Consider the following 13,446-nt stretch of genomic DNA (forward strand, 5'->3'; position numbering starts at 1 on the left):
CACTGAGGGGCTTTGCAATGCGCCTATCTGTCCGCACAGCCGACAGGCCACCACCAGGACCGGCCCGGGCAGCGTCTAGTGCTCAGTTCGCGTATGGAGAGCGTAGCGGATTCACCGGGAAAGCCTGCAGGCCGTTGTAGGGCTGGAAGGCATAGCGCACATACAGGCCACCGGCGAACTCGCGGTAGTTGCGTGCGTTGTTGAGCGCCAGGTGCCCCCCCAGGAACACCTGCGGGTGCATCTGGTACTCCATGGCAGCCCCCAGGTTGTAGCCCAGGCCCGTGCGGGACTGGCCAGGGTAGATGGCGGTGGCGCCGGTTTCACCGAACGCCAGCGCATCGCTGGCCGCCGCAACCGCTGCAGCTTGGCGCGAGGGGCTGTTGGGGAAGTAGGGGGCTGCGTCCTCCTTGAAATACTGCACGCCTACTGAACCCTTGAGCTGGTAGGACAGGCGACCATTGCGCTGGGCCCACTCGATGGGGATACCGAATGAGAGGAACTGTTGCGGACTGAAGTACCCGCCATGGCCCACCGTGAAGTAACGCAGATTGCGCTGGTACGACAGCCCCGTGAAACTCAGGCCAGCGGTCAGATCTGCGTTGGGCGTTCGATGCACGTGCCAGTACATGCCACCGCCGGCTTCCACGCGTGCGTTGCTGCGCACGCGGGTACCAGTCAGCCCGTGCAACGAGCCGTATCCGTACACGCCCAGTTCGCCGTCGTCCCAGGTCAGGTCCACACGGCCACCGGTGGCAGACACGCCGCCCCAGCGGTCGCCGGTGCGAGCATCGCGGGCGCCAGCGAAGGACAGCAGGCTGTCGGTCACAGGGCGTCGGGACAGATCCACGGCCATGGTCAACTCGTTGTTGATGGGCATGCGATAGCGCACGCCGCCTGTCACGTCCGCCTGGCCAAAGCCCAGCGGCGTGGTACCGATGTCAGCCTTGAAGTTTCCGGATTCATAACCCACGCTCAGCCCAATCCCACTGTCGCTCTGAGAGCCTGGAGCTCGCTCGGGCATGTCCAGGGCCGTGACTGGCCCGCCCCCGAATCGACTGATCGTCCCGTACGGCGAGCCCGGCGAGCCGGCGCTCGCGCCCGTCGGCGTCACACCCAGGATGAGGTGTCCATCGCCCACGCTCATCTTGAGCTGTACCGGCGCTTCGATCTCGGAAAGCTGGCTCATACCCGCCTCGCCCTGCCGGGCGCGGGCCGTAGCCCCCACGGAGAAGCTGCTGATCTGGCTTTGCTGCACCTCGCGCAGCTCATCGCGCGCGGTACGCGGGCGCGCGGGGTCCGGCACGGCATTCACTGTGCCTGCGCTGGACCACACGGACGGCTGGGCCGTCGCAGGCGCCCGCTGCATCTGCAGTTGTGCAGAGGGCTGCATGCCCGGGTAGCCTGCAGCGGCATTCTGCTGCGCTGGCACTGCACCGGGGGTATGCACAGGCGCATAGGCAGGCACGATGGCCGCCCCGGTGCCGCCCGTGGCGGTCGCTGAGGAGGCCGATGACACAGGTGCTTGCCGCCGCGTCGGGGCCACGGCCGCGCGGGTAACCGTAGGCGTCGCTGCCGTGCTACTGCGCCGCGCTTCGGCGGACGAAGATGAAGCCGCCTTCTCGGCGGCGGGGGCCTGGCTGGCCACTTCCGGGTAATAGTTGGCCGGGGTCAGGGGCGGCGCGACCGCCATCTGCGGAGCGGGAGCAAACCGGCTGGCCCCGGCCGGATCGGGGATGTAGAGCCCCGCCGTTGCATTGCTGCGTGCCACGGGTTGTGGCGCGTACTGCATGGGCGTGTAGCCCACCGGGGAGCGCGCCACGGCGGCAGCGCCCGGCACGGTCAGCCCGCCACCCACACGCTGCGGCTGCAGCCCGGCGCGTTGGGCAAAGGGGTTGCCCGAGCGTCCGGGCCCTGCTGCCACGCCGCTGGCGGCCAGCACGGCGTCGCGCTGGGCGTTTTCGGCGGCCACGGCGGCGGTGAAGAATTCGGTGGCCTTGGTGTTCTTGCCCTGCGCACGGTACAGGCGCCCAGCCGCCGTCAGCACCTCGGGGTCGCGCGGTGCGCGTGCCAGCGCCACGGACAGCAGCGACTCGGCATAGGCGTAGTCCTTCGCACCGGTGGCCATGGCTGCGGTCTGCAGCAGCAGGGGCACGTCGGTGGGCGAGCGTTCCAGCAGCCGCGCGTACAGCGCCTGCGCGGGCGCATAGTCGTTGTTGGCCGCATACATGCGGGCCAGGGCTGCCATGGCCAGGGGGTCGTCCGGTTGCTCGGCCAGCAGCGGGGCGATGGTGTCGTAGGCGGCCACCAGGTCGCCCGCCTCGCGCAGGCCATCGGCCTGGCGCACGATGTAGGCGCGGCGGATGTCGGCGAAACTGCGGCGCTCGCGCTCGCTCATGGGCGCGTTCTGCAGCTGGCGCAGGATGCCTGACAGCTCCACGTCCTGCTGCGTCTTGAGCAGCGTGGCCGCGTACTGCAGCCGCAGCCCCACATCGGGCCGGGGCGTGCGCGCCAGCACCTGGCGCACCATGCCCAGCGCACGCTGCGGCTCACCCGCATCGGCGTAGGCCAGGGCCAGTGCGCCCAGCAGCTCGGTGTCCTGCGTGGCAAACGATTCGGCCTGGGCCAGGGTGGCCAGGGCTTCGGACTGCCGGCCCTCGGCCGCCAGCGCCGATGCGGCAGCCGCCTGCACATGGACCCAGACGCGCTTTTGCAGTGCGGCGATGTCGCGGGTGCGGTGTTTTTCAGGAATGCGGTCGAGCAGCGCCAGGGCGCCCGGCCAGTCGCTGGCTTCGGACGCCAGCAGCGCGCTGGCATAGAGCGCCTCGGGCATGTTGGGGTTGGAGAGCAGCAAGCCGTCCATCACGCCCCGGGCCTCGGCCACGGCGCCCAGCCGCAGGTACAGGCGGGCGAGGTCGAGGCGCACCCAGGGGCTGGCCGGGTCATTCAGCAGCGCGTCTTCCAGCGCCGCGCGCGCGGCCGCGAGGTCGCCACGCTCCGTGGCGGCCCGGGCCTGGCCCAGGGCCTGCGCAGCGCGCAGACGCCCCAGGGCTCCCACCTTTTCCTGCTGCGAGGGCGAGAGCTTCTCGACCAGAGCCAGCGCCTCGGCGGCCTTGTTGTTCTGGGCCAGCACGCCCACCAGGCCCCGCACGGCGTCGGGGTTGTCGGCCTGCCGCGCGAGCACCCGGCGATAAGCCGCCTCGGCTGCGTCGTACTGACCAGCTTCCACCAGCAGGTCGGCCAGGTCGGTCTCGGCCGTCACTTCTGCGGGGTTGAGGCGCACGGCCTGTTCCAGCGTGCGGCGTGCGGCAGCGGTGTCGCCCCGCTCGCGCTCGCTGGTGGCCTGTTCGACCAGGCTCCAGTAGGTGGCACTGTCCAGCGCCTGCTTCCAGCGCGCGGCCGAGCCGGCGCGCGAGGCGCGCTCCAGCAGCCCCCGGGCATCGGCAAACCGCTCCTGGCGCAGCCGCAGGATGCCCAGGCCACCCAGGGCATCGCCGTCGCTGGGGCGCGTTTCGAGCACCTGCAGGAACGCAGCTTCTGCCGCGTCCAGCTCGCCATCCTCCAGCGCCTGGAACCCGGCCGTGGTGCGCAGGCGCAGCGGGTCTGTCGCCACAGGGCGGCTGGCCACCTGGCTCTGCTTTTGCAGGTTCTGGGCCTGGGCCAGGCGTGTCTGCACGGCGGTGTCGCCGGGGTTTGCGCGCAGGAACTCCTGGTACAGCGGAATGTCGGCCGAGCGGTTGCCCGTCCAGGCCAGCGCCTTGCGCCAGCTCTCGGTGGCAGCCTTGCCCACATCGGGGCGGCCCGCCAGGCGTGCCAGCTGCGCGATGCCATCGCGGCGGGTGGATTCGCGGTAGGTCAGGTGCTGGGCCAGGGCCAGCGCGATCTGCGGGTCTTCGGGGGATTCCTGCGCCAGGCGGCTGAGGCCCCGGCGGGCTTCGTCCCAGCCTCCGGCCGTAGCGCCCAGGGTCTGGTAGTACTCCAGCGCCAGCGGCCCGGTGGGGGGGCGCTCGCCCAGCGCGGCCTGGTAGGTGCTCAGCGCCTGGCTGGCCTGGCCGCTACGGGCCTGCTGGCGTGCGGTCTCGATCTGGGGCGCGCTGCGCCCGGTGCGGATGGATTCCTGCAAACGGCTCACCAGCGGGCTGCGCGGGTGCGCCGCCTGCAGCTGCGTCAGGTAGCGCTGCGCGCTTTCGGGGCGCTGTGCGTTCAGTTCGACCAGCGCCATGCCATACAGCGCCTGGGCGTTCTGCGGGTTCAGGCGCAGCAGCTTCTGCCAGGCTTCACCAGCGCGTTCGGTATCACCGCGCTCCTGCCAGTACTGCCCCTGGTCCAGCAAGGTCTGCTCGGCCCCAGTCTGAGCCCAGGCGGCAGTGGGTGCCATCAGCGAGGCCAGCAGGCCCATGGCGAGTGTGTGGTGGTGACGACGACGTTTGGAGGACATGCCTACCTTCTCCCTGCGAGTCTCCCGGCCGCCAGGGCCGGGAGGGTGTTGCGTGATTCCGAATCAACGGGGCGTGCCACGCACGGCCTCAGCCCTTCTTTTGCTGTTTCAACCGGGCGCGGGCCCGGGCCCGCAGCGACAGGTACATGATGATGGCCACCAGCACCGACGCCGAGACCCCCAGCAGGATCAGCAGCAGCGGATTGCGCGACAGGTACCACTGCGCGTACAGCAGCGGTCCCAGCTGGCCCACATGGTAGTTTTTCTCGGCCACCAGGCTGTCCACCTGCTTGCCACGGATCACCGTGGTGCTCCCCTGCACCTTGGTGACCGCGTCGGCATCCAGCAGCGCATCCATCACCTGGGCCAGGCCCGCAGGCTGGTTGCTGGCCACCAGCACCACGCTGCGGCCGCTGCGCAGGGGCGATTCAAACCCCGCAATGAACGCGTCGGTGCTGCTGCTGGAAAACGCCACCTGGCTGCGGTGCGCGCGGGTGCCCGATTCATCCTCGAAGCCCCACCAGCGCAGCATCCGCTGGGCCAGGTCCGCGAGCTGGAAGCTCTTGGCATCGCCTTGCAGCGCCGCCGGGATGGCGCTGGCCCACTGCTTGAGCAGGGGCTGGTTGCCACCGCCCGAGGAGATGACCAGCAGGTCCTTGTCACCCAGGCGATCAACCTGCTGCGCCTGCGCCACCGTCACGCCCAGGGCCGGGAACCCCGTGACGCGGCCCATGAGGCCCATGAGCCCCAGGTAGGTGCCCAGCTCCTGCACGCCCGGCCTGTCGGGCATGACCACGGCCGACTCCGACAAGTCGGCCATGCGCGTGAACGGAAAACCGGCGTTGCCGAACGCGGCTAGGTCCGGCATGGCGATGAAGTGGGGGAAGCCAGAGATGTCGATGGTGGAGTCGGCCTCCACCGAGCCCCTCACGTTGTCCAGCGGCACGTCCTTGCAGGCGCCCTGCTTGACCACGTCGTAGTAGTAGTGCATTTGCAGCTGCGACTGGGCGGGCAGCTTGAACAGCGGGATGTGGAGCTTCTCGCGCTCGGGCACCGTTTCGCCTGCGGGCATCACCTTGGTGAACCAGCGGTCCAGCGTGCCTTGCTCTTCATGGTTCACGGCCCGCAGGGGCAGTGAGCGCAGGAACTGCTGGTTCACGTTGATGTTGAGCGTGGACTTGTCGGCATTGGGGCGCGGCGTGTAGCGATAGCGCAGGTCCACCGGAATGCCCTTCTGGCGCCAGCCGAACAGGTCGGGCGGCAGGAAGAAGTTCACGCGGATCAGGTCGGGCGAATAGCCGGACACGTTCAGCGCCTGGGCCTCGGCCAGTTCGCCAAATTTCACGGGCCGGTCGCTGGCCAGCCAGTTCGGCGCGTCGTAGGGCTTTCGGGGCTTCAGCTCGGTGACTTCGGTAATGCGTGCGAGCGGGCCGGACAGGGCCGAGGAGCCAATCGCCAGTGCCTTCGCCGCCACAGCCAGCTCGGCATCGTCGCGCCCCATGACCAGCAACAGCTTGCCATTGCGATCGCCGGGGTGGCTGACCACCGCCACGGTGGGGCCGGAGATTTCGGGTAGCGCAAGGCCTGCGGGCGCCTGCGCCCGGCCAGCCACCATCACCACGGCGTTGCCACGCGCAGGCAGCTCGCCAATGAGGGACGGGAACTTCGCGCCACGGAAACCCGCCAGCGCGCCAAACCACGACGACATCGTGCCCGCCGCCTGCAAGGTGCCCGCATTGGGCGCGGCACTGAACACGATGGGGAGTTCCAGCGGCCGCACGTCCCGGCGGTCAAAGAAGGGCTGGGGCAGCAGCGCCAGGTCGTTGGTCTGCGCCACCGGGGCCACCGTCAGCTCCAGCACGCTGTCGTTGCCGATGTTGGCCCACAGGCTGGAGTGCAGCGGGTCTTCACACTCCATGGTGTAGTGGCCGATGAGCTGCAGGTTCAGCCGGTTGAACTCGGTGATGAGGCGCGGCGGGATGGTGATTTCGCGCTGCAGGTTCTCACCGGCCTGCTGGGTGGTCACAGGAATCGTGGCCGCCACCTGTTCGTTCACCAGCACCTTGATATGCGACAGGTTGGTGAGCAGCGCAGGCGAATACGAGTAGTTGAGCTTGAGCTTGGCGCCAATCACCACCTCATCGTTGCGCACGCTGAAGGCCACGCCACTGGTGCCGTCTACCCCCCGCAGCTGCAGCGGAAACAGTGCGCCCAGCTCCTTGAGGCTGGCACGGTGCACACGCACCCCCGACTCGGCAGGCGGCACGGCCACAGGGGCCGGCGCGGCCAGCGGTGCGGGGGCGGCTGCCAGCTGCGAAACGGGCGCTGCGGCCCCCGCCAGCACCAGGGCGAGCATGGCAGGCAGCATGCGCTGGCGTGGCAGCCGCGCTGTCGGACGTCGTGTGGAAATCATGGTGAGGGAGAAGTCTTGGAAAACAGGGAAAGGCTGAGAGCGTGTTGTGCACGCTCTAGCGGGGCTTGAGGGACTTGAAAGCTGTGGCAGTCAGCTGCCCCATGCCACGCAGCCCGATCACGATCACGCTCTTGAGCGAGCGCAGCGGCTTGTCGCGCTGGCCCGTGCCCCAGGTGGCGATCCAGGCGTCGGCGCGCGCAAAGGTGAGCGAGGCCAGTTCGGCCTGCTGGTGCAGGCTGAGGTTGTCGAATTTCACACCCAGGCGACCCTTGCCGCTGAACGTGACAATGGCCGGGAAAACGCCTTCCTCGTCCGAGCGGAACAGCGACACCGCCAGGCGGCTGCCCATGGGGATATCGACATCGGGTGGCACCGCCAGCCCCAGGCCATGCTGCGAGAAGTCTTCGGTCTTGCACACCAGGGTGCGGCCGTTCTCGAAACGGATCACCGCTGGCAGGCTGGCCGCCACGCGCGGCGTGCCCCGGATCTGGCGCGTCTCGCTGGCCACGGCCACACTGGCGCCCAGCAAGATGATGTTGTAGACGGTCCACACCATGTTGATGACCAGCGTGGTGGTTTCGTCGCCGGCCGACGAGAACAACTTCCAGACCCCGACCGCCATGCCGACCAGGTTGATCAGCAACAGCACCACGTAGGGACGGGCGATGGTCCAGTCGAAGTAGGCTTTTTCGATCACCCCGCCTTTGGCCGTGACGTTGAACTTGCCCAGCTTGGGGTTGATGGCAGCCACCAGCACGGGCCGCATGATGTACCAGGCCAGCACCGACTCGTACACCTCATTCCAGAACGAATGGCGAAACCGCCCCTGGATGCGCGAGTTGGTCACGCTGGCATGGGCCAGATGCGGCAGGGCATAGGCCGTGATCATCAGCGCGGAGGCCTGGAACACATGCGCACCAAAAAACAGGTAGGCCAGCGGCGCCGTCAGAAACACTAGGCGTGGCAAGCCGTAGAAGAAGTGCAGCATCGCATTGAGATAGCACAGCCGCTGGCCGAACTTGAGCCCCTTGCCGAACAACGGGTTGTCGGTGCGCGCAATCTGCGCCATGCCCCGCGCCCAGCGGATGCGCTGGCCCACATGGCCCGAGAGGCTCTCGGTGGCCAGGCCTGCAGCCTGCGGCACTTCGAGGTACGCCGTGTTGTAGCCCAGGCGGCTGAGCTTGAGCGCCGTGTGCGCATCCTCGGTCACGGTCTCCACCGCGATGCCGCCCACCTCCAGCAGCTCCTTGCGGCGGATGATGGCGCAGGAACCGCAGAAGAACGACGCGTTCCACAGATCATTGCCGTCCTGCACGATGCCGTAGAACAGCTCGCCCTCGTTGGGCATGCGGTGGAAAGTGTCCAGGTTGCGCTCGAAGGGATCGGGCGAGAAGAAGACGTGGGGCGTCTGCAGCATCACCAGGTTCGTGTCCTTGAAGAACCAGCCCATGCACACCTGCAGAAAGGAGCGCGTGGGGATGTGGTCGCAGTCAAAGATCGCGATGTACTCGGAATGCGTGACCTTGAGCGCCGCATTGATGTTGCCCGCCTTGGCGTGGTGGTTGTTGTCGCGGATCAGGTAGCCCACGCCCAGCTCTTCACAGAACTCGCGGAATTCGGTGCGGCGGCCATCGTCGAGCACGTACACATGCAGACGGTCTTTGGGCCAGTCCAGGCTCATGGCCGAGAACACCGTCTGGCGCACCACTTCCAGCGGCTCGTTGTAGCTGGGGATGAACACATCCACGCTGGGCCAGGTGCTCACGTCCGCCGGCATGGGCACGGGGCGGCGCTGCAGCGGCCAGGCAGTCTGGAAGTAGCCGATGAGCAGCACCGCAAACGCATACAGCTCGGCCAGCACCAGCCCGTAGCCGAAGGCTGCGTCCATCCAGTGCGTAAACCCGATGGTGTCGGTGAAGCGCCAGTAGATGTAACGCGACGATGCCGAAATCGACAGCACGATCATGGCCAGCGTGGACAGGCGTCCCGGGGTCTTGCTCAGCAGCAGCGCGGCCGCAAACGAGCCCAGGGAGAACAGGATCTGCCCCTGCAGGTCCAGCGGCACGCTGATAACCAACCCCATCAGCAGCGCGCTGAACACCACGGCCACCACGCGGGCCGTGGGGTGTTGCCAGATCTCCCAGCCCGTGATGGCATGCACCACCGTGCGCCAATGCGCCTGAGGGCTGTGGGAATCGGCGTCGGCAACTTCGTCGGCCTGGGGCCGCTGGTCCACGCTCATCGCGCTGCCCCCGGCAGTGACAAGCCCAGGCGCTGGGCCAGCACCTGCGCACATTTGCGCAGGTCGTCGGCCGCCTGGCCATGGGTGTCGTACTCCAGCACGCTCTGGTCATAGGCCAGGGCCTCGCGCACCGCCTGGTCTTCGTGGATCACGCCGATCAGCCGGTCGCCCAGGCTGTCCTGCATCACGCGGGTGATGTCCTTGGACAGCTGACGCGCACCATCGGCCTGGTTCAGCACATGCAGGGTTCCGGCAAAGTCGGGGCGTGGTGTGCAGTAGGTGTGTACCAAGCGCTGCATCAGGGCCAGCGCGGCATACGACGCCGCATCGGGCAGGTTGACCACCACCACCACCTGGGCTGCCGTGAGCGCCTGCTGCATATAGGCCGAGGGGCCCGGCGGCGTGTCGATGAACACCAGCGCATCGGGGGGCAGATCCAGGCTTTGCAGCTGCTGCGCAAGCCAGTCGGGATGGGCCTCCAGGTGCCGCTCAAAGGCCACGCGATCGGCCTCGTTCACCACCCCGTAGGGCAGCACATGCACCCCCGAAGGGCTTGGTTGGCAGACCGAAGCCCAGCTGTCACCCGACAGGCTGGCGCGGGAGACCCCGGCAAGGGCCCCCGGGTCGGCTCCGAAATGCAGGCCCAGCGCGTTCTGCGGGTCCAGGTCCACCACCAGCACCGTCGGTGCGCCTTGGTGTTGCAGCGCCGTGGCCAGGTTCGCGGTCAGGGTGGTTTTGCCCACACCGCCTTTGGCAGAAACAACAGCAACCACCTTCATGGCTGGCCCTTGCGAGGCTGCCAGGTCGTAGCGGGCCGGGGTGATGGCTCTCCGGTCAGGCGTGCAAACACCGACGGCAGGTCGGTGGGCAGCGGATCGGGCGCTGCAGCGGGCGCATCGCGCAGGGTGGCTGCGGCAGACGCATGCAGGCCAGCCAGTCCCGCCAGCGGAGAGCGCGCCGCAAGTGCGGGAGAGGAAGCAGAGGGTGCCAGGGGTGCAGATGCCTGGGCCATCGCTGTCGCCGAAACGGGCAGCGGGGCAGGTGCGGCGGCTGGTTGTGGTGCTGCGGCAGCGCCCCACAACGGCGCGGGGCTGTCACCGGCCCTCGGCGCGGCGGGCTGCGTCCAGCCTGCGGGAGCGGGCGCGCTGGCGACTGGCGCAGCCGGGTTCTGGGACGCGGGGGCGGGCAAGCCCCCGGGGCGGCGGTCCACCGCTGGCACGTCCCCGCTCACAGCACCCCGAACGGCGGACACCAATGGCCAGCGTTCACTGGAGCGCTGGTGCTCCTGCTTGCGGGCCAGCTCCTGGTAAGGGTCGGCCTTGCCTCCAAATTGCTGGAAGAGGTTCACGATATCGTCTGATTGCTTCACGGGTCACCGCCAATAGCAAAACGTGGAAAACCGGAGCCCGCAGGGCTCAGCGTGCCAGCTGGAAGTGGATGCAGCCCCAGGCATCCGCCGGGGCGGACTGGGCTACGCGGAGCTGGGCTGCGCCAGCCTGTTCAAACCAGCTTTGGTAGACCCCTTCGAGGAAGCCCCCGGACCATGGCGCATGGCCAGGCCCGAAAGCCGCCGACAAGGGCGAGAGGTCGTGGTGGATATCCAGCTGTGCCGCAGCCTGCTGCAGGCGGACGCCACCCCAGCCGATGCGGTCCCACACGGCCGCCATGCTCCGCTGCAGGTCATCCAGGGTGGCACATGTAGGCAGGGGGTGCTCGGCCGCAAACCGTGTGCCCACCCGGAACATCAGCGCGCGCAGGTCTTCAGCCGGCAGCGCGGCAGCAAACTCGGCCGCCAGGGCCTGCAGGAACCCCCTCCATTGCACGGTGCACTGCTGATCGATAAGGCGTTGGGTGATGTCGGGGTTGGCTGGTAGGGAGGCAGTTGAAAACATGGCGTGCGCACGAGCAAGCTTCGGGCCCGATTCGGCGGCCCTCGCGGGGGTGGACTCAAGGGAGATACCCCATGCATCGACTGATACATGTGGTTTCAAACAGGTTGTGCGGAATTCTAGGAGTCTTGCCCCAAAAAAAGCACTTTCAGCGGCCAGGCCAAAGGTGAACTTCCTTTAACGGCACCCTCCATGCCGGTGTCTGTGGGCACAACACCACACAATATAAGAAAAAACTATTGCAGAATCATTTCAATAGTCAAAACACCTGCTGAAACCACCCAAGAGTCCACCCCTCGGGCACACAGGAATCAGGGCGCGGCGACCTGGATCACCCCACCCCCAAGGCACACCTCCCCGTCATACAGCACCGCACTCTGTCCGGGGGTCACCGCCCACTGGGCCTCGGGGAAACGGAGGGCGAAGCCGTCGGGCGCGGCCTCCAGGGTGCAGGCCGCATCCTGCTGGCGGTAACGTGTCTTGGCAGCATAGGCGCCCGGTACGGGTGCTTGGCCAGCGCACCAGCTCACATCCTGCGCCACCAGGTGGTGCGACAGCAGCCAGGGGTGGTCATGCCCCTGGACCACGCGCAGCGTGTTCTTTTCCAGGTCCTTGCGTGCGACAAACCACGGCTCGTGCGCGCCGCCACCACGTTGCGCCCCTTTTTCCTTCACCCCCCCAATGCCCAGGCCCTGGCGCTGGCCCAGGGTGTAGAAGGAGAGGCCCACATGCTGGCCCAGCTTGCGGCCCCGGTCGTCCAGGATGGGGCCGGGCGCGTGGCTGATGTAGCGGTTCAAAAACTCGCGGAACGGCCGCTCGCCAATGAAGCAGATGCCGGTCGAATCCTTCTTTTTGGCGTTGGGCAGGCCAATTTCCTCGGCGATGCGGCGCACCTCGGTCTTGTGCAGCTCGCCCACAGGGAACAGGGTCTTGGCCAGCTGCGCCTGATTCAGGCGGTGCAGGAAGTAGCTCTGGTCCTTGGAGGGGTCCAGCCCCTTGAGCAGCTCGAACAGGCCGGAAGTCTGGTTCTGGCGCACGCGCGCGTAGTGGCCCGTGGCAATCTTCTCGGCACCCAGGCGCATGGCGTGGTCAAGGAACGCCTTGAACTTGATCTCGGCGTTGCACAGCACGTCCGGGTTGGGCGTGCGGCCGGCCTGGTACTCGCGCAGGAACTCGGCAAACACGCGGTCCTTGTAGTCGGCCGCGAAGTTCACATGCTCGATCTCGATGCCGATCACATCGGCCACAGCGGCGGCATCCACAAAGTCGATGTTGGACGAGCAGTACTCGCTGTCGTCATCGTCTTCCCAGTTTTTCATGAAGATGCCGACCACCTCATGGCCCTGCTTTTTGAGCAGGTAGGCGGTCACGGCCGAGTCCACGCCGCCGGAAAGGCCGACGACAACGCGCTGTTTGGTAGGGGAAGTCATTGCCCCGATTGTATTTTTGATGCCGCCGGGGCACTGCGCGGGCGCGCAGAACGCGTAGCCACCAGCAGGTCATACAGCTGCTGCGCGGCGGGCGACAGGGTTTTGCCCCGGCGCTTGATCAGCCCCATCTGCCGCGTCACGATGGGCTCCACCAGCGGAATGCTGACCAGCGTGGGGTGGTCCTTGCCCGGCATGGCCAGGCTGGGCACGGCCGCCACGCCCAGGCCGGCCTCCACCAGGCCCAGCAGCGTGGTCACGTGCTTGGCTTCGTACAGGCACTGGGGCCGGTCGGGCACGTTGGCCAGCGCCAGGTCCATGAGCAGGCGGTTGCCCGAGGTCTTGCCCACCGACATGAAGTCGTGCTGGCCCAGCTCCGCCCAGGTCACCTTCTTGCGCCGCGCCAGCACGTGGTCGCGCCGGCAGGCGGCCACAAAGCGCTCGGCCAGCACGGGCTTGAACTCGATCTCGGCCTCCTGGCTGCCGATGAAGTTGAGGCCAAAGTCCGCATCGCCCTGCGCCACGGCCACCAGCACCTCGTTGGCGCTGGCGTCATGCACTTTCACGCGGATCTTGGGGAACCGCTCGTGGTAACGCTTGACCACCTGCGGCAGAAAGTAATACACGGCCGAGGGCACGCAGGCAATCGTCACCTCGCCCATGCGCCGCGCGGCCACATCGCCCAAGCCCATCAGCATGCCGTCCAGGTCGTCCAGCCACGCGCGGGTCTTGCGTGCAAAGTCGCGCCCCACGGCAGTGAGCGTGACCTTGCGCGTCGTGCGGTCCAGCAGCCGCACTCCCAGCGCCTCCTCCAGTTTGTCGATTCGGCGGCTGAATGCAGGCTGCGAAAGGTGGATGGCCTCTGCCGCTGCGCGGAAGCTCTGCAGCTCAGCCACGGCCGCAAAGGCCTGGATGTCGGCAAGGTCGAATTTGTTGTTCATCGGGCGTCCTTCCAGTGCGCTTCGGAGTGTTGTCAGTGTTGCAAGCCGTGCATCAAATGATCAGAACATTGCAATTCACGGCCGTGATTGGAGCATGTA

At 67.6% G+C, this 13,446-nt stretch carries 8 protein-coding genes; all 8 read right to left on the minus strand.

Translation table 11 applies throughout. The annotated features are described in order from the left end of the window. Positions 1-82 precede the first annotated feature (82 nt). Positions 83-4,435, minus strand: a complete 4,353-nt coding sequence (locus CBY09_RS11665; RefSeq protein WP_240515694.1) for a cellulose biosynthesis protein BcsC — start codon at positions 4,433-4,435, stop codon at positions 83-85. 88 nt (positions 4,436-4,523) lie between these two features. Further along, on the minus strand, positions 4,524-6,848 hold the full coding sequence (bcsB, locus tag CBY09_RS11670; protein WP_094289707.1) for a cellulose biosynthesis cyclic di-GMP-binding regulatory protein BcsB: 2,325 nt from the start codon (positions 6,846-6,848) through the stop codon (positions 4,524-4,526). Between the two features lie 55 nt (positions 6,849-6,903). Further along, the gene (gene bcsA / locus CBY09_RS11675) at positions 6,904-9,090 is read right to left on the minus strand and encodes a UDP-forming cellulose synthase catalytic subunit (protein ID WP_094289709.1); all 2,187 of its coding nucleotides are present in this window, start codon (positions 9,088-9,090) and stop codon (positions 6,904-6,906) included. Continuing rightward, positions 9,087-9,869, minus strand: a complete 783-nt coding sequence (bcsQ, locus tag CBY09_RS11680; RefSeq protein WP_094289711.1) for a cellulose biosynthesis protein BcsQ — start codon at positions 9,867-9,869, stop codon at positions 9,087-9,089. Before bcsQ ends, bcsA begins: the two co-directional genes overlap by 4 nt. After that, positions 9,866-10,459: a cellulose biosynthesis protein BcsP gene (bcsP, locus tag CBY09_RS23705; RefSeq protein WP_133066283.1), complete on the minus strand. Its 594-nt coding sequence runs from the start codon at positions 10,457-10,459 to the stop codon at positions 9,866-9,868. The genes bcsQ and bcsP overlap by 4 nt, the downstream gene beginning before the upstream one ends. Before the next feature lie 46 nt (positions 10,460-10,505). Then, complete coding sequence (gene bcsD, locus CBY09_RS11685) at positions 10,506-10,982, minus strand: cellulose biosynthesis protein BcsD (protein WP_240515695.1); 477 nt, start codon at positions 10,980-10,982, stop codon at positions 10,506-10,508. 308 nt (positions 10,983-11,290) lie between these two features. Next, positions 11,291-12,409, minus strand: coding sequence for a tRNA 2-thiouridine(34) synthase MnmA (gene mnmA / locus CBY09_RS11690; RefSeq protein ID WP_094289713.1), 1,119 nt, complete (start codon positions 12,407-12,409; stop codon positions 11,291-11,293). After that, entirely contained in the window at positions 12,406-13,347 is a 942-nt protein-coding gene (locus CBY09_RS11695; protein ID WP_094289715.1) for a LysR family transcriptional regulator, read from the minus strand. Before CBY09_RS11695 ends, mnmA begins: the two co-directional genes overlap by 4 nt. Positions 13,348-13,446: the final 99 nt, after the last annotated feature.

Source organism: Acidovorax kalamii (genome assembly GCF_002245625.1).
Lineage (GTDB): Bacteria > Pseudomonadota > Gammaproteobacteria > Burkholderiales > Burkholderiaceae_C > Acidovorax > Acidovorax kalamii.

Bases quoted from the DNA above. Each gene is read 5' to 3' on its own strand.
- bcsA (WP_094289709.1), bottom strand. From the start codon at position 9,090: ATGAGCGTGGACCAGCGGCCCCAGGCCGACGAAGTTGCCGACGCCGAT.
- CBY09_RS11665 (WP_240515694.1), bottom strand. From the start codon at position 4,435: ATGTCCTCCAAACGTCGTCGTCACCACCACACACTCGCCATGGGCCTG.
- bcsD (WP_240515695.1), bottom strand. From the start codon at position 10,982: ATGTTTTCAACTGCCTCCCTACCAGCCAACCCCGACATCACCCAACGC.
- bcsB (WP_094289707.1), bottom strand. From the start codon at position 6,848: ATGATTTCCACACGACGTCCGACAGCGCGGCTGCCACGCCAGCGCATG.
- mnmA (WP_094289713.1), bottom strand. From the start codon at position 12,409: ATGACTTCCCCTACCAAACAGCGCGTTGTCGTCGGCCTTTCCGGCGGC.
- bcsQ (WP_094289711.1), bottom strand. From the start codon at position 9,869: ATGAAGGTGGTTGCTGTTGTTTCTGCCAAAGGCGGTGTGGGCAAAACC.
- CBY09_RS11695 (WP_094289715.1), bottom strand. From the start codon at position 13,347: ATGAACAACAAATTCGACCTTGCCGACATCCAGGCCTTTGCGGCCGTG.